Here is a 25,882-nt window from a genome sequence, read left to right as displayed (position 1 = left end):
AACGGAGTGCATTCCTTTTATTTATATCGATACGTGATCCGTCCACGCGTCAAATCATACGGCGACAGCTCCACCGTCACCCGGTCGCCAGGCAAAATGCGAATGAAATGCATGCGGATCTTGCCGGATACATGAGCCAACACCGTGTGCCCATTTTCTAATTCTACACGAAACATCGCATTTGGCAATGTTTCGATGACGGTGCCTTCCACTTCAATTACATCATCTTTCGCCATCGAGCGGCTCTCCCTCCTTCGAATGAGTAACATTGTGTTGCGCAAAACCGAACGTGATATCCATGATGATCGAGAAGACGTTTACCCCTTCCCACTTATGAAGTGGGAGACTCATTTCCACAATGTGTTAAAATTTCGCAGCCATCTTCTGTAATGACAATCGTATGTTCGAAATGGGCGCACCGTTTTCCATCGGCCGTGACGACGGTCCAATCGTCGGCCAACGTTTTCACGTAACGGCTGCCGGCATTGACCATCGGTTCGATGCACAGCGCCATCCCTGGCCGCAAAATCGGGCCTTTGTTCGGTGGCCCATAATGTGGGATTTGTGGGTCTTCATGTAAGTGTTGACCAATTCCATGCCCGACATACTCGCGAACAACGGAAAAGTGATGCGCTTCGACATACGTTTGAATCGCATGGGAGATGTTCGTTAAACGAGCGCCCGGTTTTGCCTCGGCGAGCCCGACGTACAGCGATTGCTCTGTCACGTCAAGCAACCGTTTCGTCTCGGCGTCGATCTCCCCAACCGGATACGTCCAAGCGGAGTCGGCGTGATAGCCTTCATACTGCGCGCCGACATCGATCGTAATAATATCGCCTTCCCGCAATGCGCGGCCGCTGGGAATCCCGTGCACAAGCTCTTCATTCACCGAGGCGCAAATGCTCCCTGGAAACCCTTGATACCCTTTAAACGACGGAATGGCGCCATGGGAACGAATCACTTCCTCCGCGATGGCGTCCAGTTCCTTTGTTGTAATCCCGGGACGAATGTGCTTTTGCAATTCTTTCAATGTAAGGGAAACGATTTTTCCCGCCTCGCGCATCAAAGCAATTTCCTGCGCGGTTTTGCAACGAATCATCGAGCAAGTCCCCCGAGCACTTCACAAATATCAGCAAACACCTTTTCCATTTCCTGTTCGCCGTTAATGTGGCGCAAATAGCCTTTTTGCTCGTAAAAGTCGAGGAGCGGCTTCATTTGCTTCCTATTCACCTCAAGCCGATTGGCCACCGTTGCTTCATTATCATCGGGGCGCTGGTACAGATCGCCACCACATTTATCGCATACGCCCGGTTTCGCCGGCGGATGAAAAACGAGATGGTACGTTGCTCCGCAGTTGCGGCAAATACGTCTGCCGGTCAGGCGCTCCATTAAGACCTCTTGGCGAACGTCGATATGGATGACATAGTCAAGCTTGCGCCCGATTTCCGAAAGCAACCTCTCAAGCGCTTCTGCTTGGGCGACCGTGCGCGGGAATCCATCGAGCAAAAAACCATGTTGGCAATCCTCTTTGCTCAGCCGTTCGCGGACGATGCCGATCGTCACCTCATCCGGCACAAGGTCGCCGCGGTCCATATACTGCTTTGCCTGCAACCCTAACGGCGTCCCTTCTTTGATCGCCGCTCGAAACATATCTCCCGTTGAAATATGCGGAATTCCGTAAGCCGCTACGATTTTCTCGGCCTGCGTGCCTTTGCCGGCACCCGGCAGCCCCATCAGCACTAAATTCATCCTAACTCCCCCTATCGGCAAGGGACGTCCGTTCTTGCCTTCTTTATTTGATGAATCCACGGTAATGGCGTTTCACCAGCTGGCTCTCAAGCTGTTTCATCGTCTCAAGCGCCACGCCGACGACAATAAGCAAGCTCGTACCGCCGATTCGTGCGGAAGACGGCAAGTTGGCAAAGTTCACAAAGAACACCGGCAGCACAGCGACAACCGCCAAAAAGATTGATCCGACCAGCGTCAGCCGGTATAAAATTCTCGTCACGTACTCTTGTGTGTTTTTCCCAGGGCGAATACCTGGGATGTAGCCGCCTTGTTTTTTCAAGTTGTCCGCCATCTGCTCCGGATTGACTTGAACAAACGCATAAAAGTACGTAAACGCGATGATGAGCACGACGTAAATGATCATCCCAACCGGGTGCGTATAATCAAACGTTCGGCGAATCCACAATGTTACATCATTCGTGCCAAAAAACGATGCAATGGTCGGTGGTGCAATCAAAAACGATACAGCGAAAATGACCGGAATGACTCCCGCTGGGTTCACTTTGAGCGGCAAATGAGTCGAGTGGCCGCCCACCGGGCTTCGGCCCTCAAGCCGCTTTGCGTATTGAATCGGAATTTTCCGGAACGCCTGCTGGATGTAAATGACACCAACGATGACGGCAACGACCGCCAACGCCACAAGCAGGAGCCGGACGATGCGCAAAAACACATCTTCCCCGACATTTTCAAACTGTTGGGCGTAAATTTGGTTCAAGACCGTCGGAATGCCTGAGACAATCCCGGCGAAAATAATGATCGAAATGCCATTGCCCACGCCTTTCGCGGTGATCTGTTCGCCGAGCCACATTAAAAATGCGGTGCCGGCGGTCAAGACAACCGCGATCAGCAAATACGTGCCGATGCCCGGATTTCGAATGAGCATCCCGCCAGCCAAGTTGTTAAAGCCGTACGACATGCCGATGGCTTGGATAAACCCGAGCACGACCGTGAAATAGCGGGTAAACTGAGCTAATTTACGCCGGCCTACCTCGCCTTGCTTCGACCACTCCGTAAATTTGGGAACAACGTCCATTTGCAGCAGCTGGACGATAATCGATGCCGTAATATAGGGCATAACCCCCATGGCAAAAATCGAAAAGTTTTGCAGCGCCCCGCCGCCGAAAATGTTCAGGACGCCGAATGCATTCAATTCATCTTGCAGTTTTAACACATCCGCGTTCACGCCCGGAACAGGGATGAACGTTCCAATGCGGAACACGATCAACATAAGAAGAGTGAAAATAATTTTGTTTCGAATATCACTGACGCGCATAAAGTTGGAGATTGTCCGAAACATTAAATCACCTCAGTTTTACCGCCAGCCGCCTCAATGGCCTCTTTCGCCGATGCCGAGAACTTATGCGCTTTGACCGTCAGCTTTTTCTCGATTTGGCCTTTGCCCAAAATTTTCACACCCGATTTCAACTTGCTGATGACGCCCGTCTCAAGAAGCAATTCCGGCGTTACTTCCGTTCCGTCTTCAAAACGATTCAGTTTTTCCAGATTCACAACCGCATACTCTTTCCGATTGATGTTCGTAAATCCTCGTTTCGGCAAACGGCGGAACAGCGGAGTTTGACCGCCTTCAAACCCAAGACGAACTCCTCCACCTGAGCGGGCATTTTGACCTTTTTGACCGCGGCCGGACGTTTTGCCGTTGCCCGAACCGATCCCGCGGCCGACGCGCACAGCTTTCTTTCGGGATCCCGGCGCTGGTTTTAGTTCATGAAGTTTCATGGCAAAGCACCTCCTTATGATTCATTATTCTTCAATTTCTTTGACTTTGACAAGGTGGGCCACTTTGTTGATCATCCCGCGGATCGCAGGATTGTCATTGTGGATGACCGTTTGATGCATTTTTCGCAGACCGAGCGTTCTGACGGTAACGCGTTGGTCTTCCGGACGGCCAATCACGCTGCGCGTGAGGGTAATCGCCAGTTTTTTTGCCATGATCGTTCCCTCCTTATCCTAACAGTTCCTCGACTGTTTTGCCGCGCAATCTCGCTACGTCTTCGGCGCGTTTTAATTGTTTCAGCCCATCAAACGTTGCGCGCACCATGTTGATTGGCGTGTTGGAACCGATCGATTTCGACAAGATGTCGCTGATGCCCGCCAGCTCTAATACAGCACGCGCCGGACCCCCAGCGATGACCCCGGTACCTTCGGAAGCGGGTTTCAAAATGATTTCCCCGGCACCGAAATGGCCGATGACTTCATGCGGAATCGTTGTGCCGACGATCGGCACTTCAATTAAGTTTTTCTTCGCATCTTCAATCGCTTTGCGGATCGCTTCTGGAACCTCTTGTGCTTTTCCGGTGCCAAATCCGACATGGCCGTTTTTATCGCCGACGACGACGAGAGCTGAAAAGCGCAGGCGACGTCCGCCTTTCACGACTTTTGCTACACGGTTGACCGCGACTACACGTTCTTCCAATTCAAGTTTGTTTGGATCGATACGACGCATCGTTGTCCCTCCTTTGTAATTAGAATTCCAAGCCGGCTTCGCGGGCGGCGTCTGCCAATGCTTTTACCCGTCCGTGATATAAATATCCGCCACGGTCGAACACGACTTTTTTAATGCCTTTTTCCAACGCACGTTTGGCGACAAGTTCGCCGACTTTTTTCGCTGCCTCAATGTTGTTCGTCGAATCTAAGCCAAACTCTTTATCCAACGTCGAGGCGCTGACGATCGTTGACGATTTTGTATCATCGATAATTTGCGCGTAAATATGTTTATTGGAACGGAACACGCTCAACCGCGGACGTTCAGCCGTGCCGAAGATTTTTTTGCGGATGCGCGCGTGTCTTTTCTTCCGAACCGCGTTTCGGTCCACTTTCGTGATCATCGAATGTCACTCCTTTCGCTTCGCTATGCCGCGTTATTTACCAGTTTTGCCTTCTTTCAGGCGCACAAGTTCACCTTCGTAGCGGATGCCTTTGCCTTTATACGGCTCTGGCGGACGAACCGCGCGAATGTTGGCGGCCAGTTCGCCGACGCGCTGTTTGTCTGCCCCTTTGACGATGATTTTCGTTTGGGATGGCACTTCAATTTCAAGGCCTTCTTCCGGCTCAATTTCTACCGGATGAGAATAACCGACGCTCAATACAAGCTTTTTCCCTTGTTTCGACGCCCGGTACCCGACACCAACGAGTTCGAGCGCTTTTTCATAACCTTTCGAAACGCCTTCGACCATGTTGGCGAGCAAGCTGCGCGTCGTGCCATGGAGCGCGCGATGATGTTTTTCATCGCTTGGACGCGTAACCGTGATGACATTGCCCTCAACCGTGATCGTCATATCTGGATGGAACGTGCGGGTCAGCTCCCCTTTCGGCCCTTTGACCGTAACCGTGTTGCCGTTGACCGTAACGGTGACACCGGCAGGAATTTCAATTGGTTTTTTGCCGACACGTGACATGTCAAAAACACCTCCATTCTTGAGCAGATAGATTACCAAACGTAGGCGATTACTTCGCCGCCCGTGCCTTTTTGCCGTGCTTCTTTGTCTGTTAAGATGCCCTGCGATGTCGAAAGAATCGCGATCCCTAAGCCGTTTAAGACGCGCGGCACTTCATGGGCTTTGACGTAAACGCGCAAGCCGGGTTTGCTGATGCGTTTCAGCCCGGTAATGACACGTTCGTTGTTCGGACCGTATTTCAAGAAGATGCGGAGAATGCCTTGTTTGTTGTCTTCGATATATTCATAATCACGAATAAACCCTTCGCGCTTTAAAATTTCCGCGATTTCCCGCTTGATTTTCGAAGCCGGGACTTCGAGCTTTTCGTGACGCACCATATTCGCATTGCGGATGCGAGTCAGCATATCAGCAATTGGATCTGTCATCACCATTATGTTTTACCTCCTTCCCAATCAATGGGTTGATTACCAGCTGGCTTTTTTGATGCCTGGAAGTTGACCTTTGTATGCGAGCTCACGGAAACAAATACGGCACAATTTGAATTTGCGATAGACCGAGTGCGGGCGGCCGCAGCGCTCGCAACGGGTGTACGCTCTCACTTTAAACTTCGGCGTCCGTTTTTGTTTCGCGATCATCGATTTTTTAGCCACGATTTCGCCTCCCTTGCGTTATGGGATCATTATTTTTGGAATGGCATGCCGAGCAACGCCAGCAGTTCACGAGCTTCTTCATCCGTGTTGGCCGTTGTGACGATCACGATGTCCATGCCGCGCACTTTGTTCACTTTATCGTAGTCAATCTCAGGGAAAATGAGCTGTTCTTTAATGCCGAGCGTATAGTTGCCGCGGCCGTCAAACGACTTTTTCGATACGCCGCGGAAGTCGCGCACGCGCGGAAGCGAGACCGAAATCAACTTATCGAGAAACTCATACATCCGTTCGCCGCGCAGCGTCACTTTCGCACCGATTGGCATCCCTTGACGAAGACGGAAGCCGGCGATCGATTTTTTCGCACGCGTTACCACCGGACGCTGACCGGCGATCAGCGTCAGCTCTTCAACGGCGCTGTCTAATGCTTTCGGGTTTTGCACCGCATCGCCGACACCCATGTTGATGACGATTTTTTCGATTTTTGGCACTTGCATGATCGATTTATAGTTGAACTTGCTCATGAGAGCAGGTACGACTTCGTTTACATACTTCTCTTTCAGGCGGTTCATAAAAGTACCTCCCTTCCTGCGTCACGGTTATTTATCCAAAATCTCGCCGGATTTTTTCGCATAGCGCACTTTTTTGCCATCGACCATTTTGTAGCCGATGCGCGTCGGTTCACCCGTTTTCGGGTCGAGCGGCATGACTTTCGAAACATGGATCGGCGCTTCCTTCTCAATGATGCCGCCTTGCGGGTTCGCTTGCGACGGTTTCGCATGCTTTTTCACAATATTGACGCCCTCGACGATGACGCGGTTTTTCTTCGGAAACGCCGCCAGAATGACGCCTTGCTTGCCTTTGTCTTTGCCGGAGATTACTTGCACTTTATCGCCTTTTTTTACATGCATCGCATTCGCACCTCCTTGAAACGCTGTTCCGTTCCATTAAATAACTTCCGGAGCTAAAGAAATGATTTTCATGAAGTCTTTATCGCGCAATTCACGGGCAACCGGTCCGAAAATCCGCGTGCCGCGCGGGCTTTTGTCATCGCGGATGATGACGCAGGCGTTTTCGTCAAAGCGGATGTACGAACCGTCCGGACGGCGCACCCCGCGTTTCGTACGAACAACAACTGCTTTCACGACTTGACCTTTTTTAACAACGCCACCTGGTGTCGCATCTTTGACCGTCGCCACAACGACGTCGCCGATGTTCGCATAGCGGCGACCCGAGCCTCCGAGCACTTTAATGACAAGCACTTCGCGTGCACCAGAGTTATCAGCTACTTTCAAGCGAGATTCTTGTTGAATCATCGACGAAACCTCCTTTCGGAATTATCTCTCCGAACTAAGTGAAGAACGATTACAGAACAACCGCTTTTTCGATGACTTCCACTAAGCGGAAGCGTTTTGTGGCCGACAGCGGGCGAGTTTCCATAATTTTCACGATATCGCCGACTTTCGCGATGTTATGTTCATCATGCGCCTTATATTTTTTCGAATATTTCACGCGTTTGCCGTACAGCGGATGTTTTTTGTACGTTTCGACCAACACGGTGATCGTTTTGTCCATTTTGTCCGATACAACCCGCCCGACGTACACTTTGCGTTGATTGCGTTGGCTCATTCCACAAACCTCCTCTCAAACACATTATTTATTGGCAGCGAGCTCGCGTTCGCGAATAATCGTTTTCATGCGGGCGATGTCTTTGCGCACTTGGCGGATGCGCGCCGTGTTTTCCAATTGACCTGTGGCCAGTTGGAAGCGAAGGTTGAACAATTCTTCCTTCAACGCTTTAATTTTTTGTTCGATCTCGGCAGTGGTCAACTCACGGATTTCTTTCGCTTTCATTACGCTTCACCACCAGTTTCTTCACGTTTTACAAATTTGCATTTGATCGGAAGTTTGTGAGAAGCGAGACGCAATGCTTCACGTGCCACTTCCTCAGAAACACCGCCCACTTCAAACATCACTTTGCCTGGTTTGACAACGGCGACCCAGCCTTCCGGCGCCCCTTTACCAGAACCCATCCGCACTTCAAGCGGTTTTGCCGTATACGGTTTGGAAGGGAAAATGCGGATCCATACTTTCCCGCCCCGTCTCATGTAACGGGTCATCGCCCGACGGGCTGCTTCGATTTGCCGGTTCGTAATCCAAGCTGATTCTAATGCTTGCAACCCAAATTCACCGAAATGAACTTCCGTGCCGCCTTTCGCCCGGCCTTTCATCCGTCCGCGATGTTCACGGCGATATTTGACGCGTTTTGGCATTAACATGATTATTTTCCTCCTTCCTCAGCTTTTTTCTTGGTCGGAAGGACTTCTCCACGATAAATCCATACTTTCACGCCGATTTTTCCGTACGTCGTATCGGCTTCTGCCGTTCCATAGTCAATGTCAGCGCGCAGCGTATGGAGTGGAACCGTCCCTTCGCTGTAATGCTCCGAACGAGCGATGTCAGCCCCGCCCAAACGGCCGGATACCATCGTTTTGATCCCTTTCGCCCCAGCGCGCATCGCACGTTGGATCGCTTGTTTTTGCGCCCGGCGGAACGATACGCGGTTTTCAAGCTGACGAGCGATATTTTCAGCAACAAGACGTGCATCCAAGTCTGGTTTTTTGATTTCTACAATGTTGATATGGACGCGTTTACCGGTCAATTGCGCGAGCGCTTTACGGAGCGCTTCCACTTCCGAACCGCCTTTCCCGATGACCATGCCCGGTTTGGCGGTATGGATCGTTACGTTGACCCGGTTGGCTGCCCGTTCAATCTCCACGCGGGAGACGGCCGCGTCTTGCAGGCGTTTGCTAATGTATTCACGGATTTTCAAGTCTTCGTGCAACAGATCTGCATAGTCTTTTTCCGCATACCATCTCGATTCCCAGTCACGAATGATGCCGATGCGCAGACCGATCGGGTTGACCTTTTGACCCACGGATTATCCCTCCTTCTTTTCTGAAACGACGATCGTAATATGGCTTGTGCGTTTGTTAATGGCGCTTGCCCGTCCCATGGCGCGCGGACGGAACCGTTTCAGCGTCGGGCCTTCGTCGACATACGCTTGAGTAATGACCAAGTTGTTGACGTCCATGTCATAGTTGTGTTCAGCGTTGGCAACTGCTGATTTCAACACTTTCTCAATGATCGGGGAAGCTGCTTTTGGTGTATGGCGCAAAATAGCGAACGCTTCGCCCACTTCTTTCCCGCGAATCAAGTCAATGACTAAGCGCGCTTTACGAGGAGCGATGCGAACGGTTCTTGCAACAGCTTTAGCTTGCATATCTAGAACCTCCTCTCATTACCGTTTCGTTTTCTTGTCATCGCCAGCATGGCCGCGGAACGTGCGCGTCGGCGCAAATTCGCCGAGTTTGTGCCCGACCATGTCTTCCGTGATGTAGACCGGAACATGTTTGCGGCCATCGTACACCGCGATCGTATGCCCGACAAACTGCGGGAAGATCGTCGAACGGCGAGACCACGTTTTGATCACTTGTTTTTGCCCTGTTGCATTCAGTTTTTCGATTTTTTTCATCAAATGCTCATCGCAAAACGGACCTTTTTTCAAGCTGCGACCCATAAGTGAACCTCCCTTCTGAATTGCGCTCGTTCATTATTTCTTGCGGCGACGGATGATGAATTTATCCGATTTGTTTTTCTTTTTGCGTGTTTTGTATCCAAGCGTCGGTTTGCCCCATGGTGTCATCGGCGATTTGCGTCCGATTGGCGCTTTCCCTTCACCACCGCCGTGCGGATGGTCAACCGGGTTCATAACCGAACCGCGAACTGTCGGGCGAATTCCCAACCAGCGGGCGCGTCCTGCTTTCCCGATGTTGACAAGTTCGTGTTGCTCGTTGCCGACTTCACCAACCGTTGCACGGCATTTGCCTAAAATCATGCGCACTTCGCCGGAAGCCAAACGAACGATGACGTATTTTCCTTCTTTCCCGAGCACTTGCGCCGACGTACCAGCTGCACGCACCAATTGCCCGCCGCGGCCCGGTTTCAGCTCAATGTTGTGGACGAGCGTACCGACTGGGATGTTCTCAAGCGGAAGCGCATTGCCGATTTTAATGTCCGCATCCGGACCGGACATGATTTCCATGCCGACTTTCAAGTTTTTCGGCGCGATAATGTAGCGTTTTTCACCGTCTGCATAGTTGATGAGCGCGATATTGGCAGAACGGTTCGGATCGTATTCAATCGTAGCAACGCGTCCTGGAATTCCGTCTTTGTCGCGTTTAAAGTCGATAATCCGATATTGGCGTTTATGGCCGCCGCCTTGATGGCGCACCGTAATTTTCCCTTGATTGTTGCGGCCCGCCTTTTTCTTTAACGGAGCAAGCAGCGATTTTTCCGGCTGATCCGTCGTAATTTCCGAGAAATCAAGCACCGTCATGCCGCGACGGCCGTTCGATGTCGGTTTGTACTTTTTGATCGCCATCGGAATGTCCCTCCTTCATCGTTTATGTTACACTTCAAACAGTTCGATCTCTTTGCTGTCCGGCGTCAGCGTGACGATCGCTTTGCGGCGGCGGTTCGTATAGCCGCTGTAGCGGCCGACGCGTTTAAATTTCCCTTTATAGTTCATGATGTTCACTTTGGCTACTTTAACGCCAAAAATTTTCTCGACGGCGTCTTTCACTTCCGTCTTGTTCGCTTTGACGTCGACCTCAAACGTATATTTTTTTTGCCCGATCAAATTCATTGTATTTTCCGTGATGATGGGGCGCTTAATAATGTCGCGAGGGTCTTTCATTATGCAAGCACCTCCTCTACTTTCTCCACGGCCGCCTTCGTAATGACGAGTTTGTCATGGTTGAGCACATCGAGCACATTGATGCCGTTGGCTGCCACCACTTTGACGCCAGGAATGTTGCGCGCCGACAGATATACATTCTCATTCAGCTCGTCGGTCACAATGAGTGCTTTCCGATCCACTGAGAGATTGTTTAAAATTTTGACCATTTCCTTCGTCTTCGGTGCTTCAAGCGACAATTGATCCAATACAACGATGTCGTTTTCGAGCACTTTCGAAGACAATGCCGATTTGATCGCTAAACGGCGAACTTTTTTCGGAAGTTTGTAGCTGTAGCTGCGCGGAACTGGACCAAAGACCGTACCGCCGCCGCGCCATTGCGGAGCGCGAATCGAACCTTGACGGGCGCGTCCTGTCCCTTTTTGGCGCCATGGCTTGCGGCCGCCGCCGCTCACTTCAGCGCGGTTTTTCGTTTTATGCGTTCCTTGACGCATCGAGGCGCGTTGCATAATCACTGCTTCGAACAACACATGCTTATTCGGTTCAATCCCAAAAACGGCGTCGTTCAACTCGATTTCGCCGACCGTCTGACCGTTTTGGTTGTATAATGCTACTTTTGGCATTACGTAGTTCCTCCTTTCTTGGCCGGATGTTATTTCGCCTTCTTCGCCGCTTTCACGGCGCTTTTGACGATGACTAAGCCTTTTCTCGGACCCGGCACATTGCCTTTAATGAGCAGCAAGTTGCGCTCCGGATCCACTTTCACGATTTTCAAGTTTTGGATCGTCACGCGCTCACCGCCCATGCGGCCCGGCAAGTTTTTCGTTTTGAAAACGCGGTTTGGCGCGATGGACCCCATCGAACCCGGACGGCGATGATAACGGGAACCGTGAGCCATTGGTCCGCGTGATTGACCGTGGCGTTTGATCGCCCCTTGGAAACCTTTCCCTTTCGAAATGCCCGTGACATCGACAATTTCGCCTTCGCTGAAAATGTCAACTTTCACTTCTTGGCCAACTTCATATTCATCGATGTTGGCGCCGCGGATTTCACGAATGAAGCGCTTAGGTGCCGTGTTCGCTTTGGCAGCATGGCCAATTTGCGGTTTATTGGCGCGTTTTTCGCTAATATCTTCAAAACCTAATTGGATCGCTTCGTAACCGTCGTTTTCGATCGTTTTCTTTTGCAGGACGACGTTCGGCGTCGCATGGATGACGGTTACCGGAATCAAATCGCCATTTTCCGCAAATATTTGCGTCATACCGATCTTTCTTCCTAAGATTCCTTTCGTCATGTGTCACACCTCCCAGTCGATCAAAGTTTAATTTCAATATCAACGCCCGACGGCAAATCGAGACGCATTAACGAATCAACCGTTTGCGGAGTCGGGTTGATGATGTCGATCAAACGTTTATGCGTCCGCATTTCGAATTGTTCACGGGAGTCTTTGTACTTATGAACGGCACGCAAGATCGTATACACCGTTCTTTCCGTCGGCAACGGGATCGGCCCCGACACTTTTGCCCCGGAACGTTTTGCGGTTTCCACAATTTTCTCCGCCGATTGGTCTAAAATTCGATGATCGTAAGCTTTTAAACGAATGCGAATTTTTTCTTTTGCCATTTGGTTTCCCTCCTTCTTCGCCTATTTTGAAAATAGACTTCTCCACGGAAATTTCCTGCACACCGCCGTGGCAAAGCGGCCGGGTGTGTCAGCAACCTTCCGCTTCATCGCAGTCAAAGACCAACATTTGATATTATACTGGTATGTAAGCAAGATTGCAAGTGATTTCTTTGCTTTTCCCACACTTCTTCTATTATACATAGCCGCCATCCCGTTTTCAACACAGCCGCCAATCTGACGGTCAAGATGGCATCAAAAAAAGGATGTCCATTGCTGGACACCCTTTTTTGCCGTGATTACTCGATGATTTCCGATACAGAGCCAGCGCCGACCGTACGGCCGCCTTCGCGGATCGAGAATTTCGTACCTTCTTCGATCGCGATCGGGGCGATCAGTTCCACCGTCATTTCAACGTTGTCGCCAGGCATAACCATTTCGACGCCTTCCGGAAGCGTGATAATGCCCGTTACGTCCGTCGTACGGAAGTAGAATTGCGGACGGTAGTTCGAGAAGAACGGAGTATGGCGTCCGCCTTCTTCTTTCGTCAGGACGTATACTTGCGCTTTGAATTTCGTGTGCGGCGTGATCGAACCAGGTTTCGCCAATACTTGGCCGCGCTCGACTTCATCACGAGATACGCCGCGGAGAAGCGCACCGATGTTGTCGCCGGCTTCCGCTTGATCGAGAAGTTTGCGGAACATTTCTACACCCGTAACGGTCGTCGTTTTCGGCTCATCCGACAAACCGATGATTTCAACCGGGTCGCCAACTTTCAACGTACCGCGTTCAACACGGCCTGTTGCAACCGTACCGCGGCCCGTGATCGAGAAGACGTCCTCGATTGGCATCATGAACGGTTTGTCCACTTCACGTTGCGGCGTCGGGATGTATTCGTCAACCGCATTCATCAGTTCAATGATTTTTTCTTCCCATTGCGGGTCGCCTTCAAGCGCTTTTAATGCCGAACCTTTGATGACCGGCACTTCATCGCCTGGGAAGTCGTATTCAGAGAGAAGATCGCGAACTTCCATTTCAACAAGTTCAAGCAATTCTTCGTCGTCCACCATGTCGCATTTGTTCAAGAATACAACGATGTACGGAACACCGACTTGGCGGGAGAGAAGAATGTGTTCGCGCGTTTGCGGCATCGGACCGTCAGCCGCCGATACAACAAGGATCGCGCCGTCCATTTGCGCCGCGCCCGTGATCATGTTTTTAACGTAGTCAGCGTGGCCTGGGCAGTCAACGTGCGCATAGTGGCGAGCATCTGTTTCATACTCGACGTGCGCCGTCGAAATCGTAATCCCGCGTTCACGCTCTTCCGGAGCAGCGTCGATTTGGTCGTACGCTTTTGCTTCGGCTTTGCCTTGTTTCGCCAAAACCGTCGTGATCGCAGCTGTCAACGTCGTTTTCCCGTGGTCAACGTGGCCGATCGTGCCAATGTTGACGTGCGGTTTCGTGCGCTCAAATTTCGCTTTAGCCATGAGAGATATCCTCCTTAAAAGTAAGATATGAATTTATATGGTTGGGTAAGTATAGGATGCTTGGGAACAAAATGTTCCCAAGTCTTACTTACATAAGTATTTATAGCGAAACTAGCAAGAGAAATCAATTATTCGCCTTTATTTTTTTTGATAATTTCATCGGCGATGTTTTTCGGAACTTCTTCATAGTGGTCAAACACCATCGAGAACGTTCCGCGTCCTTGCGTGTTCGAACGGAGCGATGTCGCATAACCAAACATTTCAGCCATCGGCACCATCGCCCGGACGACTTGGGCGTTGCCGCGCGCTTCCATCCCCTCGATGCGGCCGCGACGGGACGTGATGTCGCCCATGATGTCACCGAGGTACTCTTCAGGGATGACGACTTCGACTTTCATGATCGGTTCCAAAAGAACCGGATCGCACTTCGTCGCGGCGTTTTTCAATGCCAAGGAAGCAGCGATTTTGAATGCCATTTCGCTCGAGTCGACATCGTGGTACGATCCGTCGAACAGCTTCGCTTTAATGTCGACAACCGGATAGCCGGCTAAGACGCCGTTTTGCATCGCTTCTTCCAATCCAGCTTGGACGGCCGGCACATACTCTTTCGGAACAACCCCACCGACGATGGCGTTCTCGAATTCGAAGCCTTTGCCGCGCTCGTTCGGCGAGAATTCGATCCAAACGTGGCCGTATTGACCGCGGCCGCCGGATTGACGGATGAATTTGCCTTCGACTTGCGCCGATTTGCGGAACGTTTCGCGGTAGGCAACTTGCGGCGCCCCGACGTTCGCTTCGACTTTGAACTCGCGGCGCATCCGGTCGACGATGATGTCAAGATGCAACTCGCCCATTCCGGAGATGATCGTTTGGCCCGTTTCCGGGTCGGTGTGAGCGCGGAAAGTCGGGTCTTCTTCTTGCAATTTTTGCAGCGCTTGGCTCATTTTGTCTTGATCGGCTTTCGACTTCGGCTCGATTGCCACCGAAATGACCGGTTCTGGGAATTGCATCGACTCTAAAATGACAGGATGCTTGTCATCACATAGAGTATCACCGGTCGCCGTATCTTTTAAACCTACCGCTGCGGCAATATCACCGGCATAGACTTTCGAAATTTCTTGACGGTGGTTCGCGTGCATTTGCAGCAAGCGGCCGATCCGTTCGCGCTTCCCTTTCGTCGTGTTCATCACATATGAACCGGAATCAAGCGTTCCAGAGTAGACGCGAATAAACGTCAATTTCCCGACATACGGGTCAGTCATGATTTTAAATGCCAAAGCGGCAAACGGAGCGTCATCGCTTGCTTCACGTGTCACTTCTTCTTCGGTATCCGGAACGACGCCGCGAATCGCCGGGATGTCAACCGGAGACGGCAAGTAGTCGACAACGCCGTCAAGAAGCAGCTGAACACCTTTGTTTTTGAATGCCGAGCCGCAGAAGACCGGGAAGAATTCAACGCTGATCGTCGCTTTGCGGATCGCGGCCTTCAGCTCTTCCGCCGTGATTTCTTCTCCTTCCAAATATTTCATCATTAATTCTTCGTCCAGCTCAGCGACCGCCTCAATCAGCTTGTTATGGTACTCTTCTGCCATATCGCGGTATTCTTCCGGAATGTCAATGCGCTCAATGTTTTTGCCAAGCTCATCATGGTAATGGTACGCGCACATTTCAACCAAGTCGATAATGCCGGAGAATTGATCTTCAGCACCGATCGGCAGTTGCACCGGATGGGCGTTCGCTTGCAGGCGGTCATGGAGCGTTTTCACCGAATACAAGAAATCGGCGCCGATTTTATCCATTTTGTTGACGAACACGATCCGTGGGACGCCATATGTCGTCGCTTGGCGCCAAACGGTTTCCGTTTGCGGTTCAACACCCGATTGCGCGTCTAAGACCGTGATGGCCCCGTCCAATACGCGCAACGAACGCTCAACCTCGACCGTAAAGTCGACGTGCCCCGGCGTGTCGATGATATTGATGCGATGGCCTTTCCATTGCGCCGTTGTCGCCGCCGACGTGATCGTAATTCCGCGCTCTTGTTCTTGTTCCATCCAGTCCATCGTGGCCGCACCTTCATGCACTTCCCCGATTTTATGAACGCGGCCGGTATAGAACAAGATCCGTTCCGTCGTCGTCGTTTTCCCGGCGTCAATGTGCGCCATAATCCCTATGTTGCGAGTCTTTTCCAAGGAGAACTCTCTTGCCATAGTGGTTATTTTCTCCTTCCTTCAAATATGAAATATAAGTAGATGGCGCCGCCATCGATGGCGCAATCCCCTTGTCTTTGAAGTTGTCCCACGCGCGACCGGAAAGGCCGCAATATATAGGAAGATAGGTGAATAGGCAACCGCAGTGCCTCCTCACCTATTTCCTTTAGGCGGCGCTCCTTACCAGCGGTAATGGGCAAATGCGCGGTTCGCTTCAGCCATTTTATGTGTATCTTCGCGTTTTTTCACCGCTGCACCCGTGTTGTTGGCAGCGTCCATAATTTCATTTGCCAAGCGCTCTTCCATCGTTTTTTCGTTGCGAAGACGTGCATATTGCACGAGCCAGCGCAAACCGAGAGAAACGCGGCGGTCCGGACGAACCTCGACCGGAACTTGGTAGTTCGCCCCACCAACGCGGCGAGCGCGCACTTCCAACACCGGCATCACGTTTTTCAACGCTTGCTCAAACACTTCCATTGGATCTTTACCCGTGCGCTCACGGATAATATCAAACGCGGTGTAAAGAATTTTTTGCGCTTTTGATTTTTTGCCGTCGATCATAATTTTATTGATCAAACGGGTAACAAGCTTCGAATTGTAAATTGGATCCGGCAGTACGTCACGTTTAGCAACAGGGCCTCTACGTGGCATAGTGTTTCCTCCCTTCAGGAAAACATTCTCTTCATTTCATTATTTTTTCGCTGCTTTTGGTTTTTTCGCGCCGTATTTCGAACGACCTTGCATCCGGTTCGCTACGCCTGCAGCATCCAGCGCCCCACGGATAATATGGTAGCGTACCCCCGGCAAGTCTTTGACACGTCCGCCGCGGATGAGCACAACGCTGTGTTCTTGCAAGTTATGGCCGATCCCCGGAATGTACGCCGTAACTTCAATCCCATTTGTCAAGCGGACACGGGCGTATTTCCGCAACGCCGAGTTCGGTTTTTTCGGCGTCATCGTGCCGACACGCGTGCAAACGCCGCGTTTTTGCGGAGACGACACATTCGTTTGCTCTTTTTTGAAGCTGTTATACCCTTTGTTCAACGCAGGGGATTTCGATTTCACGACTTTTTTCTCGCGTCCTTTGCGGACCAATTGGTTGATTGTAGGCATGAAAAGATCCTCCTTTCGCATGTATCGTTTAAGCCCACATATCCAGGTGGTTCATCGTTTATGCAAATAAAGGTTTTAGGGGAGAAAGGCAAAACGTTACCGAAGGATCGCCACTGCAGCCGCACCGACTTGGATTTTGCACGCCTTGCCAAGCTTTTTCATCGAATCGACTTTTGTGACCGGCACGTTTGCCTCATTGGCGGCGGCGGTCACTTTTTCGATGATCGGCAAGTCGGCATCCTCCGCCACGATCACTTCCGCTGCTTTCCCTTCCTTTAAAGCCCTTATCGTTTGTTTGGTTCCAATGACAATTTTTCCAGCCTGTAATACTTTTTCATAAGACATGTAACATATCCTCCAAAGTACCAGGTTGTTGGAACACCTTTATTAGACTACCATTTTCTTTGTCGATTGTCAACTGGATTTTTCATTAGATGATGGCCGGCCAAGGAGCGCCTTAGCCGGCCGCTTGGCTCGCGTTATTTGGACGACACCGTGTCGCCAGCCGTTTCCTTTTTGACGGCCGGCTTCACTTTCCGGTAGCGGGCCATACCGGTTCCAGCCGGGACGAGTTTGCCGATAATGACGTTTTCTTTTAAGCCAAGCAGTTCATCACGTTTTCCTTTGATCGCTGCATCGGTCAAGACGCGCGTCGTTTCTTGGAACGAAGCAGCAGACAAGAATGAATCCGTCTCAAGCGACGCTTTCGTGATGCCAAGCAACACCTGGCGGGCCGTCGCCGGCCGTTTCCCTTCGCGAAGAGCTTTGGCGTTGACATCGGTAAACTGGTGAACATCCAAAAGCGTACCCGGCAGCACATCGGTGTCGCCGGCATCGATGACGCGCACTTTGCGCAACATTTGCCGCACCATGACCTCGATATGCTTGTCGCTGATTTCTACCCCTTGCATCCGGTACACTTTTTGCACTTCGCGGAGCAAGTACTCTTGCACGGATGTAATATCGCGCACGCGCAACAACTGTTTCGGGTCGACCGAGCCTTCTGTCAGCTCTTGGCCGCGTTCGACGCGCTGACCTTCTTCGACTTTCAGCCGCGCATTGTACGGCGCTACATATGTCCGCGTTTCAACCTCACCTTGCACGACAACTTCATATTGGTTGTCACGCGTTTTGTTAATCGAGATGACCGTGCCGTCAATTTCCGAAATGACCGCTTGCCCTTTCGGGTTGCGCGCTTCAAACAGCTCTTGCACCCGTGGCAAACCTTGAGTGATATCGTCGCCGGCGACGCCGCCTGTATGGAACGTCCGCATTGTCAGCTGCGTGCCCGGCTCGCCGATCGACTGAGCGGCGATAATGCCGACGGCTTCGCCAACTTCGACGTCCATGCCGGTCGCCATGTTGCGGCCGTAACATTTTTTGCAGACGCCATGGCGCGTGTTGCAGGCGAATACGGAGCGAATCCATACTTCCGTAATGCCGGCTTTCATGATCTCATTGGCGATATCTTCGGTGATCATCTCGTCTTTGCGGACGATCACTTCGCCCGTTTCCGGATGGCGCACCGTTTTGTGCGCATAGCGGCCGACAAGCCGCTCTTCAAGCTTGACGACAACTTCCGTGCCATCCGTCAGCGCCCGCGCCAAAATGCCGCGGTCGGTGCCGCAATCTTCTTCGCGGACGATGACGTCTTGGGCCACGTCGACAAGGCGGCGCGTGAGATAGCCTGAGTCGGCCGTTTTGAGCGCCGTATCCGCCAATCCTTTTCGCGCGCCGTGCGTCGAGATAAAGTATTCCAATACCGTCAAGCCTTCGCGGAACGACGACTTGATCGGCAGCTCAATGATCCGGCCGGCCGGGTTGGCCATCAAACCGCGCATCCCCGCAAGCTGCGTAAAGTTCGACGCGTTCCCGCGCGCTCCGGAATCGCTCATCATAAAGATCGGGTTGCGTTTATCAAGCGACTTCATCAACCGGTCTTGAATTTTGTCTTTCGCCGCGCTCCAGATGGAGATGACGCGCTCGTACCGCTCTTCGTCCGTAATTAAGCCGCGGCGGAACTGCTTCAAAACCGTATCGACTTTCGCTTGCGCTTCATCCAAAATTTCTTGTTTTTCCGGCAGGACGACGATATCGGCCACGCCGATCGTGATGCCGGCCTTCGTCGAATATTGGAAGCCAAGGTCTTTCATGCGGTCGAGCATCTTCGATGTTTCGGTGATTTTGAACCGTTTGAACACTTCAGCGATAATTTGCCCGAGCACTTTTTTCTTAAACGGCGGCACGAGTTCGCGCTTGCGAATTTCTTCGCGCACGTTGACCCCTTTGTCAAGGAAGTACTTGTCCGGCGTCCGCCCTTCAATGTTTTCCGTCGTCGGCTCGTTGATGTACGGGAACGAATTCGGCAAAATTTCGTTGAAAATGAGCTTTCCGACGGTCGTTAAGAGCAGCTTGTTGTTTTGCTCTTCGGTAAACGTTTCGTTTTTCAGCGAACCGGCATGAATGGCGATGCGCGAATGGAGATGGACGTAGCCGTTATGGTAAGCAAGCAGCGCCTCGTCCGTGTCTTTGAACACCATGCCTTCGCCGATGGCTCCCTCGCGCTCCATCGTCAAGTAGTAGTTGCCCAACACCATGTCTTGTGATGGTGTCACGACCGGCTTCCCGTCTTTCGGGTTCAAAATGTTTTGCGCCGCCAACATCAACAAGCGCGCTTCGGCTTGCGCCTCAGCCGACAGCGGCACGTGCACCGCCATTTGGTCGCCGTCAAAGTCAGCGTTGTACGCCGTGCAAACAAGCGGATGAAGACGGATCGCCCGCCCTTCCACAAGCGTTGGTTCAAACGCCTGAATGCCGAGACGGTGCAGCGTCGGAGCGCGGTTTAACAGCACCGGATGTTCTTTGATGACATCTTCAAGCACATCCCACACTTCCGGATGGACGCGCTCGATTTTCCGTTTCGCGCTTTTAATGTTATGCGCCAACCCCCGCTCCACAAGCTCCTTCATGACGAACGGCTTGAACAACTCTAGCGCCATTTCTTTCGGCAGCCCGCATTGATACATTTTTAAGTTTGGGCCGACGACGATGACGGAGCGGCCGGAATAATCAACGCGTTTGCCGAGCAAGTTTTGCCGGAAGCGCCCTTGCTTCCCTTTCAGCATGTGGGAAAGCGATTTTAACGGACGGTTCCCCGGACCGGTCACCGGACGGCCGCGGCGGCCGTTATCGATCAAAGCATCAACCGCCTCTTGCAGCATCCGCTTCTCATTTTGGACGATAATGTTCGGCGCACCGAGATCAAGCAGCCGTTTCAGCCGGTTGTTACGGTTGATGACGCGGCGGTACAAATCGTTCAAATCCGATGTTGCAAACCGCCCGCCGTCAAGCTGAACCATCGGGCGCAACTCCGGCGGAATGACCGGCAGTACATCAAGCACCATCCATGCCGGGTCGTTCCCTGAACTGCGGAACGCTTCAAGCACTTCAAGCCGCTTAATGATGCGGGCGCGCCGTTGCCCTTGCGCCGTTTTCAGCTCTTCTTTCAGCGCGGCTACCTCTTTATCCAAATCAATGTCTTGGAGCAGCTTTTTGATCGCCTCCGCCCCCATCGACGCTTGGAACGATTGACCGTACTTCTCGCGATAGGCGCGGTATTCCTTTTCCGACAACAGCTGCTTTTTCTCAAGCGGCGTATCACCCGGGTCGGTGACGACATAGGATGCAAAATAAATGACCTCTTCGAGCGCCCGCGGCGACATGTCAAGAACCAACCCCATCCGGCTCGGGATGCCTTTGAAATACCAGATATGCGAAACCGGGGCAGCCAGCTCGATATGGCCCATCCGTTCGCGGCGGACTTTCGAGCGCGTCACTTCGACGCCGCAACGGTCGCAGACGACGCCTTTGTAGCGAACGCGTTTATATTTGCCGCAATGGCATTCCCAGTCTTTCGTCGGACCGAAAATGCGCTCGCAAAACAAGCCGTCTTTTTCCGGCTTTAACGTCCGATAGTTGATTGTCTCTGGCTTTTTGACTTCGCCATACGACCAAGAACGAATTTTCTCCGGGGAAGCGAGCCCAATTTTCATGTACTCAAATTTATTGACATCCAGCAAGGGGTATACCTCCCTTTTTGATCCGTCGGTTTTCCGTTCCCTCAAGCGGCCAATGGCGGGGAACAGCTCCCCGCCTGGCCGTTATGGCCGGTTTATTCTTTCGTCACCGCATCTTTCTCTTCGCCGGCTTCTTCCCGTTCGGCCGGTTTGACGTCCACCATGATGGCATCCGGTGCATGGTCATCATCATCATCAAAGTTTTCCATGTTGATTTCTTGTTCATCGCTCGTCAAAATCGTGACGTCCATGCCCAAGCTTTGCAGCTCTTTGATCAACACTTTAAACGACTCCGGCACACCCGGCTCCGGAATGTTTTCCCCTTTGACGATCGCCTCGTACGTTTTGACACGGCCGACGACATCGTCGGACTTGACGGTCAAAATTTCTTGCAGCGTGTATGCCGCCCCATACGCCTCAAGCGCCCATACTTCCATCTCACCAAAGCGCTGGCCGCCGAACTGCGCCTTGCCGCCAAGCGGCTGTTGAGTGACAAGCGAGTACGGGCCGGTCGAGCGAGCGTGGAGTTTGTCGTCGACCATGTGGGCAAGCTTGATCATGTACATGATCCCGACCGACACGCGGTTGTCAAACGGTTCGCCCGTCCGCCCGTCATACAGCACCGTTTTGGCATCGCGCGCCATGCCGGCTTCTTCGAGGATGTTCCAAACGTCTTCCTCCGTCGCCCCGTCAAAGACCGGGGAGGCGATGTGCAGGCCGAGTTTTTTCGCCGCCATGCCAAGGTGCAGCTCAAATACTTGCCCGATGTTCATCCGCGACGGAACGCCGAGTGGGTTTAACATGATGTCAATCGGCGTGCCATCCGGCAAGAAGGGCATATCTTCCTCCGGCAAAATGCGGGAAATAACCCCTTTGTTTCCGTGGCGACCTGCCATTTTGTCGCCCTCGGAAATTTTCCGCTTTTGCACAATATAGACGCGCACCAGTTGATTGACACCCGGCGGAAGCTCGTCGCCGTCTTCGCGGTTGAACACTTTCACGTCAAGGACGATGCCGCCGCCGCCGTGCGGGACGCGCAACGACGTATCACGCACCTCGCGCGCTTTTTCGCCGAAGATCGCGTGCAAAAGCCGCTCTTCCGCCGTCAGCTCGGTCATTCCTTTTGGCGTCACTTTGCCGACGAGCAAGTCGCCGTCTTTCACTTCTGCGCCGATGCGGACGATGCCGCGTTCATCCAAGTTTTTCAGCGCATCCTCGCCGACGTTTGGAATGTCGCGCGTAATTTCTTCAGGACCGAGTTTCGTATCGCGCGATTCGGCTTCATACTCTTCAATATGAATGGATGTATACACGTCTTCTTTGACGAGCCGTTCGCTCATGATGATCGCGTCTTCGTAGTTGTAACCGTCCCATGTCATAAAGGCGACAAGCACATTGCGGCCAAGCGCCAATTCGCCCTTATCCATCGACGGGCCATCGGCCAAAATTTCGCCCTTCTCAACGATATCGCCTTTTTTCACGATCGGCCGCTGGTTGTAGCACGTGCCTTGGTTCGAACGAACGAATTTCAGCAACCGATATTTATCTAGATCACCCTTGACTTCTTTGCCGTCCACTTCAATCAGCCGACGCACCCAAATTTCCTTTGCTTCGACGCGCTCGACGATGCCGCGGTGCTTGCAAATGACCGCTGCGCCCGAGTCTTTCGCCGAAACATACTCCATCCCCGTGCCAACGATCGGCGCTTCCGGTTCCAACAGCGGCACGGCTTGCCGCTGCATGTTCGCTCCCATCAGCGCGCGGTTCGAGTCGTCGTTTTCCAAAAATGGGATGCACGCTGTCGCTGCCGAGACGACTTGCTTCGGCGAAACGTCCATGTAGTCGACGCGATCGCGCTTGACGACGATGTTCTCGCCGCGGAAACGGGCGACAACGTTTTCTTCAAGGAACGTGCCGTCCTCCGCAAGCGGTACGTTCGCCTGTGCTACAACGTAATTGTCCTCTTCATCGGCTGTCAAATAATCGATTTGGTCCGTCACCCGCCCTGTTTCCGGATCGACGCGCCGGTATGGCGTTTCAATAAAGCCGAACTTGTTCACTTTCGCGTAAGTGGACAGCGAGTTGATGAGTCCGATGTTCGGACCTTCCGGCGTTTCAATCGGACACATCCGCCCGTAGTGCGAATAGTGAACGTCGCGCACCTCAAACCCAGCGCGCTCACGTGTCAATCCGCCAGGGCCAAGCGCGGACAGACGCCGCTTGTGCGTCAGTTCGGCCAATGGGTTCGTTTGATCCATGAACTGTGACAGCTGCGAGCTGCCGAAAAACTCTTTGATCGCCGCGATCACTGGGCGGATGTTGATCAGCTGCTGCGGCGTAATCGTGTTCGTATCTTGGATCGACATGCGCTCGCGCACGACGCGCTCCATGCGCGACAGGCCGATGCGGAATTGGTTTTGCAATAGTTCGCCGACCGAACGGAGGCGGCGGTTGCCTAAATGGTCGATGTCATCCGTATCGCCGACGCCGTGGAGCAAGTTGAAGAAATAGCTGATCGACGCAATGATGTCAGCCGGTGTAATATGTTTGACATCCTCGGCGATGAAGCCGTTGCCGATGACGTTGATCACTTTTTCGCCATCCGGGTCATTCGGGGCATAAATTTTGATCGTTTGCACCGAAATGTCCCCGTCCACCACCCCTTCGGCCGGGCGGTATGTCTGTAAGCCGACCCCTTTTTCCAAATACGGGAGCAGGCGATTCAGCGTTCGGCGGTCGATCATCGCTCCAGCTTCGGCGATGACTTCCTTGGTTTCGGGATCAATGATCGTTTCCGCGAGCCGCTGATTGAACAGGCGGTTTTTAATATGAAGTTTTTTATTGATTTTATAACGGCCTACGCTCGCCAAGTCATAGCGCTTCGGATCAAAAAAGCGCGACGCCAGCAAATTTTTCGCATTCTCAAGCGTCGGCGGCTCTCCCGGACGAAGACGCTCGTAAATTTCAATCAACGCTTTTTCCGTGCTGTCGGTATTATCTTTTTCAAGCGTATTGCGCAAGTATTCGTTGTCACCGAGCAGATCGATGATTTCTTGGTCGGAGCTGAACCCAAGCGCACGGAGAAGCACCGTAACCGGCAGTTTACGGGTGCGGTCGATGCGAACGTAAACGACGTCTTTCGCATCGGTTTCATATTCAAGCCATGCGCCGCGGTTCGGAATCACTGTCGCCGAGTAGCCGCGTTTGCCGTTTTTATCAACTTTGTCGCTGTAATAGACGCTTGGCGAGCGGACGAGCTGGGAAACGATGACGCGTTCCGCCCCATTGATAATAAACGTTCCGGTTTCCGTCATGAGCGGAAAATCGCCCATAAACACGTCTTGTTCCTTCACTTCGCCCGTTTCTTTATTGATCAGGCGAACTTTGACGCGAAGCGGCGCCGCATATGTAACGTCGCGTTCTTTCGCCTCTTCGACCGTATATTTCGGTTCTCCTAAACTATAGTCGATAAATTCAAGCGAGAGATTGCCGGAAAAGTCTTCAATCGGGGAAATTTCCCTAAACATTTCCCGCAACCCTTCATCGAGAAACCATTGGTAGGAGGACGTTTGAATTTCGATCAAGTTCGGCAATTCCAGCACTTCGCTGATGCGTGCATAGCTTCTGCGTTGGCGGTGTCGCCCGTATTGAACTAGTCGGCCTGTCAAGAGTGATTCACCCCTCAAATGTAGACATTAGTGAAAACCGGAACCGGAACAGCTCCATCATCCGCTCTGCTCAGCAATCAATGCCTTCAAGGCGGACTGGCCGCTCCGTCATTCCGGGGCAAAGCACTAGGCATGCATGCAGCCGGCCCCCGCCATCCGGGCGGAAACGGCTTCGTTGCGTGCACCGCCGTTTCATTTAGGGGATTTAACACGCTCCCGGCGCGAGGAAACCAGGCGTTGAGTTGAATGGAGAAAAAAAGAAAATGGTTTCTATTCCAATAGAAAACCATATGGTTCGTTGTTTATTGATTTTATCATTGTTTCCATTGCGTCCAAAATTATACGTCATCCCCTCTGCACGGGAAATGTGCATATTTAGCATTTTATAATGCTACCACAATAAAAAAACGGTGTCAACATTTTTTCGCCTTTATGATATAATATCCTTTTTTCTTCGCGACGACTTCTACAGCGGGAAAGCATTCGTTCAGCTTTTGCAAGGCCGATGGGGCGCCTTGCTTTTTTTGAATGACGACCCATAGCTCGCCATGATCAAGCAGATGATCGCGGCTTTGTTCAAAAATCGCGTAAACGACCCGTTTGCCAGCCCGGATCGGCGGATTGGTGACGACCGCTGCAAATCGCTGTTCTCCGACTTCCGAAAAAAGATCGCTTTTGTAAATCACCGCATTGTCAATCCCGTTTGCCTGCTTGTTTTCCTGCGCCAGTTCGAGCGCCCGCTCGTTGACATCAATCATGTGAACGCGCCGGTTTGGAAACGATTTGGCCAAGGCAAGCCCGATCGGCCCATATCCGCAGCCGACATCCAACAAATCCCCAGCCACTCCCGGCTCCTCGAACGTTTCAATTAACAGGCGTGTGCCAAAGTCGACTTCGCGCTTTGAAAACACTCCGCTGTCGGTCGTAAAGCGGAATTCATGCCCCCGCAACACGTACGTCCACGTTTGCGGGTTTCGCTCCGACTTCGGATTGACTGAGTAATAATGCTCGCTCATCATCATCCCCTCCTCCTTGTCGACAGGCTGCACTGCCTTCCGTTATATAGTGTAACAAAAAAGAGGCCGTCCCTTGCTTCGGGCA

The 25,882-nt window shown here is 52.1% G+C and carries 33 protein-coding genes; all 33 read right to left on the bottom strand.

The genetic code is table 11. The features are described 5' to 3' along the window. Positions 1 to 17 precede the first annotated feature (17 nt). Entirely contained in the window at positions 18 to 236 is a 219-nt protein-coding gene (infA, locus tag ETR37_RS04270) for a translation initiation factor IF-1 (RefSeq protein WP_011229642.1), read from the bottom strand. Between the two features lie 95 nt (positions 237 to 331). Next, positions 332 to 1,099, bottom strand: a complete 768-nt coding sequence (map, locus tag ETR37_RS04265) for a type I methionyl aminopeptidase (RefSeq protein WP_129446925.1) — start codon at positions 1,097 to 1,099, stop codon at positions 332 to 334. Next, positions 1,096 to 1,749, bottom strand: a complete 654-nt coding sequence (locus tag ETR37_RS04260; protein ID WP_033005170.1) for an adenylate kinase — start codon at positions 1,747 to 1,749, stop codon at positions 1,096 to 1,098. The genes map and ETR37_RS04260 overlap by 4 nt, the downstream gene beginning before the upstream one ends. Positions 1,750 to 1,792: 43 nt before the next feature. After that, positions 1,793 to 3,085: a preprotein translocase subunit SecY gene (gene secY / locus ETR37_RS04255; protein ID WP_011229639.1), complete on the bottom strand. Its 1,293-nt coding sequence runs from the start codon at positions 3,083 to 3,085 to the stop codon at positions 1,793 to 1,795. Further along, positions 3,085 to 3,525, bottom strand: a complete 441-nt coding sequence (gene rplO / locus ETR37_RS04250) for a 50S ribosomal protein L15 (RefSeq protein WP_013143982.1) — start codon at positions 3,523 to 3,525, stop codon at positions 3,085 to 3,087. The genes secY and rplO overlap by 1 nt, the downstream gene beginning before the upstream one ends. A gap of 24 nt (positions 3,526 to 3,549) precedes the next feature. After that, on the bottom strand, positions 3,550 to 3,738 hold the full coding sequence (gene rpmD, locus ETR37_RS04245; RefSeq protein ID WP_011229637.1) for a 50S ribosomal protein L30: 189 nt from the start codon (positions 3,736 to 3,738) through the stop codon (positions 3,550 to 3,552). A gap of 13 nt (positions 3,739 to 3,751) precedes the next feature. After that, on the bottom strand, positions 3,752 to 4,252 hold the full coding sequence (rpsE, locus tag ETR37_RS04240; RefSeq protein ID WP_011229636.1) for a 30S ribosomal protein S5: 501 nt from the start codon (positions 4,250 to 4,252) through the stop codon (positions 3,752 to 3,754). A gap of 19 nt (positions 4,253 to 4,271) precedes the next feature. Next, positions 4,272 to 4,634, bottom strand: a complete 363-nt coding sequence (rplR, locus tag ETR37_RS04235; RefSeq protein WP_011229635.1) for a 50S ribosomal protein L18 — start codon at positions 4,632 to 4,634, stop codon at positions 4,272 to 4,274. Positions 4,635 to 4,667: 33 nt separating this feature from the next. Then, positions 4,668 to 5,204 (bottom strand): 50S ribosomal protein L6, encoded by a 537-nt coding sequence (gene rplF, locus ETR37_RS04230; RefSeq protein WP_011229634.1) that lies wholly within the window; start codon positions 5,202 to 5,204, stop codon positions 4,668 to 4,670. A 32-nt stretch (positions 5,205 to 5,236) separates the two neighbouring features. Continuing rightward, positions 5,237 to 5,635, bottom strand: coding sequence for a 30S ribosomal protein S8 (gene rpsH, locus ETR37_RS04225; protein WP_012820490.1), 399 nt, complete (start codon positions 5,633 to 5,635; stop codon positions 5,237 to 5,239). Between the two features lie 33 nt (positions 5,636 to 5,668). After that, positions 5,669 to 5,854: a type Z 30S ribosomal protein S14 gene (locus tag ETR37_RS04220; RefSeq protein ID WP_003247599.1), complete on the bottom strand. Its 186-nt coding sequence runs from the start codon at positions 5,852 to 5,854 to the stop codon at positions 5,669 to 5,671. Positions 5,855 to 5,883: 29 nt separating this feature from the next. Next, a complete protein-coding gene (rplE, locus tag ETR37_RS04215; protein ID WP_012820489.1) occupies positions 5,884 to 6,423 on the bottom strand; it encodes a 50S ribosomal protein L5 in 540 nt (179 codons plus the stop codon). A 27-nt stretch (positions 6,424 to 6,450) separates the two neighbouring features. After that, positions 6,451 to 6,762, bottom strand: a complete 312-nt coding sequence (rplX, locus tag ETR37_RS04210) for a 50S ribosomal protein L24 (protein WP_020754510.1) — start codon at positions 6,760 to 6,762, stop codon at positions 6,451 to 6,453. A gap of 36 nt (positions 6,763 to 6,798) precedes the next feature. Continuing rightward, positions 6,799 to 7,167 carry a 50S ribosomal protein L14 gene (rplN, locus tag ETR37_RS04205; RefSeq protein WP_011229630.1) on the bottom strand — a complete coding sequence of 123 codons (369 nt, stop codon included), beginning with the start codon at positions 7,165 to 7,167 and terminating at the stop codon, positions 6,799 to 6,801. Positions 7,168 to 7,216: 49 nt separating this feature from the next. Next, positions 7,217 to 7,480 (bottom strand): 30S ribosomal protein S17, encoded by a 264-nt coding sequence (gene rpsQ, locus ETR37_RS04200; protein ID WP_011229629.1) that lies wholly within the window; start codon positions 7,478 to 7,480, stop codon positions 7,217 to 7,219. Positions 7,481 to 7,504: 24 nt separating this feature from the next. Further along, positions 7,505 to 7,705, bottom strand: a complete 201-nt coding sequence (gene rpmC / locus ETR37_RS04195; protein ID WP_011229628.1) for a 50S ribosomal protein L29 — start codon at positions 7,703 to 7,705, stop codon at positions 7,505 to 7,507. Beyond that, positions 7,705 to 8,130: a 50S ribosomal protein L16 gene (rplP, locus tag ETR37_RS04190; protein ID WP_011229627.1), complete on the bottom strand. Its 426-nt coding sequence runs from the start codon at positions 8,128 to 8,130 to the stop codon at positions 7,705 to 7,707. The genes rpmC and rplP overlap by 1 nt, the downstream gene beginning before the upstream one ends. A gap of 2 nt (positions 8,131 to 8,132) precedes the next feature. After that, on the bottom strand, positions 8,133 to 8,789 hold the full coding sequence (gene rpsC, locus ETR37_RS04185) for a 30S ribosomal protein S3 (RefSeq protein ID WP_011229626.1): 657 nt from the start codon (positions 8,787 to 8,789) through the stop codon (positions 8,133 to 8,135). 3 nt (positions 8,790 to 8,792) lie between these two features. Further along, positions 8,793 to 9,134, bottom strand: coding sequence for a 50S ribosomal protein L22 (gene rplV, locus ETR37_RS04180; RefSeq protein WP_011229625.1), 342 nt, complete (start codon positions 9,132 to 9,134; stop codon positions 8,793 to 8,795). Positions 9,135 to 9,152: 18 nt separating this feature from the next. Continuing rightward, on the bottom strand, positions 9,153 to 9,431 hold the full coding sequence (gene rpsS, locus ETR37_RS04175) for a 30S ribosomal protein S19 (protein ID WP_011229624.1): 279 nt from the start codon (positions 9,429 to 9,431) through the stop codon (positions 9,153 to 9,155). Positions 9,432 to 9,464: 33 nt separating this feature from the next. Further along, the gene (gene rplB, locus ETR37_RS04170; RefSeq protein ID WP_011229623.1) at positions 9,465 to 10,295 is read right to left on the bottom strand and encodes a 50S ribosomal protein L2; all 831 of its coding nucleotides are present in this window, start codon (positions 10,293 to 10,295) and stop codon (positions 9,465 to 9,467) included. A 27-nt stretch (positions 10,296 to 10,322) separates the two neighbouring features. After that, positions 10,323 to 10,610 (bottom strand): 50S ribosomal protein L23, encoded by a 288-nt coding sequence (gene rplW, locus ETR37_RS04165; RefSeq protein ID WP_011229622.1) that lies wholly within the window; start codon positions 10,608 to 10,610, stop codon positions 10,323 to 10,325. Then, a complete protein-coding gene (gene rplD, locus ETR37_RS04160) occupies positions 10,610 to 11,233 on the bottom strand; it encodes a 50S ribosomal protein L4 (protein ID WP_011229621.1) in 624 nt (207 codons plus the stop codon). The genes rplW and rplD overlap by 1 nt, the downstream gene beginning before the upstream one ends. 29 nt (positions 11,234 to 11,262) lie before the next feature. Then, complete coding sequence (gene rplC, locus ETR37_RS04155; RefSeq protein WP_011229620.1) at positions 11,263 to 11,904, bottom strand: 50S ribosomal protein L3; 642 nt, start codon at positions 11,902 to 11,904, stop codon at positions 11,263 to 11,265. Between the two features lie 20 nt (positions 11,905 to 11,924). Next, a complete protein-coding gene (gene rpsJ, locus ETR37_RS04150; protein WP_008881945.1) occupies positions 11,925 to 12,233 on the bottom strand; it encodes a 30S ribosomal protein S10 in 309 nt (102 codons plus the stop codon). Positions 12,234 to 12,529: 296 nt separating this feature from the next. Further along, positions 12,530 to 13,717, bottom strand: coding sequence for an elongation factor Tu (gene tuf / locus ETR37_RS04140; RefSeq protein ID WP_011229619.1), 1,188 nt, complete (start codon positions 13,715 to 13,717; stop codon positions 12,530 to 12,532). 128 nt (positions 13,718 to 13,845) lie between these two features. Next, on the bottom strand, positions 13,846 to 15,924 hold the full coding sequence (fusA, locus tag ETR37_RS04135; protein ID WP_060788513.1) for an elongation factor G: 2,079 nt from the start codon (positions 15,922 to 15,924) through the stop codon (positions 13,846 to 13,848). 180 nt (positions 15,925 to 16,104) lie between these two features. Beyond that, complete coding sequence (gene rpsG, locus ETR37_RS04130; protein ID WP_011229617.1) at positions 16,105 to 16,575, bottom strand: 30S ribosomal protein S7; 471 nt, start codon at positions 16,573 to 16,575, stop codon at positions 16,105 to 16,107. A gap of 39 nt (positions 16,576 to 16,614) precedes the next feature. Beyond that, on the bottom strand, positions 16,615 to 17,037 hold the full coding sequence (rpsL, locus tag ETR37_RS04125; RefSeq protein ID WP_011229616.1) for a 30S ribosomal protein S12: 423 nt from the start codon (positions 17,035 to 17,037) through the stop codon (positions 16,615 to 16,617). 96 nt (positions 17,038 to 17,133) lie between these two features. Next, positions 17,134 to 17,382 carry a 50S ribosomal protein L7ae-like protein gene (locus ETR37_RS04120; protein ID WP_011229615.1) on the bottom strand — a complete coding sequence of 83 codons (249 nt, stop codon included), beginning with the start codon at positions 17,380 to 17,382 and terminating at the stop codon, positions 17,134 to 17,136. 134 nt (positions 17,383 to 17,516) lie between these two features. Continuing rightward, positions 17,517 to 21,116 carry a DNA-directed RNA polymerase subunit beta' gene (gene rpoC, locus ETR37_RS04115; protein ID WP_025950559.1) on the bottom strand — a complete coding sequence of 1,200 codons (3,600 nt, stop codon included), beginning with the start codon at positions 21,114 to 21,116 and terminating at the stop codon, positions 17,517 to 17,519. Positions 21,117 to 21,208: 92 nt separating this feature from the next. Then, positions 21,209 to 24,781 carry a DNA-directed RNA polymerase subunit beta gene (gene rpoB, locus ETR37_RS04110; RefSeq protein ID WP_129446924.1) on the bottom strand — a complete coding sequence of 1,191 codons (3,573 nt, stop codon included), beginning with the start codon at positions 24,779 to 24,781 and terminating at the stop codon, positions 21,209 to 21,211. A gap of 413 nt (positions 24,782 to 25,194) precedes the next feature. Continuing rightward, positions 25,195 to 25,797, bottom strand: a complete 603-nt coding sequence (locus ETR37_RS04105; protein WP_013143980.1) for a class I SAM-dependent methyltransferase — start codon at positions 25,795 to 25,797, stop codon at positions 25,195 to 25,197. Positions 25,798 to 25,882 lie beyond the last annotated feature (85 nt).

This window comes from Geobacillus sp. PK12 (assembly GCF_004123125.1).
Taxonomy (GTDB): Bacteria; Bacillota; Bacilli; order Bacillales; family Anoxybacillaceae; genus Geobacillus; species Geobacillus zalihae.
The sequence above is the reverse complement of the archived record's forward strand: the minus strand, read 5'-3'. Positions and strand labels throughout refer to the sequence as shown.